A 590-nucleotide genomic window follows, 5' to 3' on the forward strand; every position below is an offset into this window, starting at 1 on the left:
CGCCTCAACGACTCGACGTACTCGACCATCGCGAACCGCGAGTTCAACATGATCACCGCCGAGAACGAGATGAAGATGGACGCCACGGAGCCGAACCGGGGCCAGTTCAGCTACACCAACGGCGACCGGATCGTGAACTACGCGCTCGGCAAGGGCAAGAAGGTGCGCGGGCACACGCTCGCGTGGCACGCGCAGCAGCCCGGCTGGATGCAGGGCATGGAGGGCAGCGCGCTGCGCCAGGCGATGCTCAACCACGTCACGCAGGTCGCGACGCACTACCGCGGCAAGATCTACGCCTGGGACGTCGTGAACGAGGCCTTCGCCGACGACGGTCGCGGCTCGCGCCGCGACTCGAACCTGCAGCGCACCGGCAACGACTGGATCGAGGCCGCGTTCCGCGCCGCACGCGCTGCCGACCCGGGCGCCAAGCTCTGCTACAACGACTACAACACCGACGACTGGACGCACGCCAAGACGCAGGCCGTCTACACCATGGTCCGCGACTTCAAGGCCCGCGGCGTCCCGATCGACTGCGTGGGCTTCCAGTCGCACTTCAACCCGCAGAGCCCCGTGCCGAACAACTACCAGAC

General features: G+C 67.1%; 1 protein-coding gene. It reads left to right on the top strand.

Annotated features, from left to right (window positions below; all coding sequences use genetic code 11):
* Positions 1-590: endo-1,4-beta-xylanase (locus G3I71_RS45800; RefSeq protein WP_164324867.1), on the top strand; the 590-nt coding region annotated here is incomplete at both ends.

It is taken from the genome of Streptomyces sp. SID12501, from assembly GCF_010550245.1.
In the GTDB taxonomy this organism is placed as follows: domain Bacteria; phylum Actinomycetota; class Actinomycetes; order Streptomycetales; family Streptomycetaceae; genus Streptomyces.